Below are 1,350 nucleotides of genomic sequence, written 5' to 3'. Positions count from 1 at the left end.
TGCTCAGAAGTCGGGGCCTAAACCAAAGACAGCCTTTCGCCACCAGCTAAGGGTTCTTCTACTAGACCTCTACGTCGCATGGCTAACAGACCCGACACTCAGCATCGGGGTTTCGATGTCGTCTAACTATTGGGACACGTCATCGCGGTATAACGCTATTCACATTTCAAAAAAGATCATCCCTATCATCCAAGCGCTACATGACAACGGTCTGCTGGACCTAGCCAAGGGCAGTTATACTGCTCCAAATATCCCAGGAAACAGAACAACACGGATCAGAGCGTCTGAACGACTTCAGAAAATGTTCGATGAAGCAAAGATTCAGCGCGATGACGTAGGCCGCGTTGAAAACGAAGAACTGATTATTCTTCGAGGATCTAACGGTGGGCAACCAGTCGAATATGATGACACCGACCAAACGAACCAGATGCGAAACCAATTGAAGCGCTACAATGAGGTTATCTCAGGAGCCTTCATCGATATCCCGCTTCTTGAAGACCCCGAGGTCGACGACATACCGACGGATCATCATCATTGCAGTACTCGCCGCATCTTTAGTCGATCAGACTGGAGCTTCAATGGCCGCTTTCACGGTGGCTGGTGGCAACAAATCAGCAGCGGTTGGCGTTCCAAGATATTCATCAACGATACCCCAGTCGTCGAAGTAGACTTCCAAGGTTTACATGTCTCGATTCTCACAGTGGAGGGCGGCCTTCCCTTGGGCGGGGATCCCTATGATCTTGGCGGTGACTTGATTAGCGGAGTTCCTGCTGTACTCGAAAGGTCGATGGTGAAGAGGTTGGTCTTGACTGCGATTAACGCAGGGTCAAAGGATGCTGCCTACCGAGCGTTCAGAGATGGTTATCCTGCAAATCATTTTGCAAAGGGTCTGACCAACGCCGAACTTGAAGGCATACTCAGGGCCTTCATCACCAACTCACCGCATCTCGAAGCAAGCCTGTTTGCAGATCAAGGTATCAGGTTAATGAATCTAGACAGTCAGATCACAGCTATCATCCACGAGCATTTCACGGAGCAGGGAGTTCCTGTTTTGTCGGTACATGATAGCTATATAATCGACTACACTAGGATCGCTGAGCTGAAAGAGGTTATGGCAGCAGCATCCGAACAAGTTGTCGGCGTGCCGTTACCTACCTCGAACAAGTTTTTCGGTCTAGATGAGCAAGGCGAACGAACTTCCGATCATTTTCGAGACTATATCATTTATCGTCAAACAGCTCGGTCACCGGGCTATCTCGAAAGGCTAGCTGAGCATGAAAAACGGACAGGCGTCGAGGTCGTTCCCTATGACATCAGCTTCCGCATGAAAGACGTTTATTGAGCGACGCG

At 49.6% G+C, this 1,350-nt stretch carries 1 protein-coding gene; it reads left to right on the top strand.

Annotation, left to right across the window (positions count from 1 at the left end; all coding sequences use genetic code 11):
• Positions 1-1,342: hypothetical protein (locus tag ACTRWK_RS17495; RefSeq protein ID WP_340239588.1), on the top strand; the 1,342-nt coding region annotated here is incomplete at its 5' end.
• Between the last annotated feature and the right edge of the window lie 8 nt (positions 1,343-1,350).

The sequence above is a fragment of the Sulfitobacter sp. G5_S2_6_S6 genome, assembly GCF_054968505.1.
The sequence above is the reverse complement of the archived record's forward strand: the minus strand, read 5'-3'. Positions and strand labels throughout refer to the sequence as shown.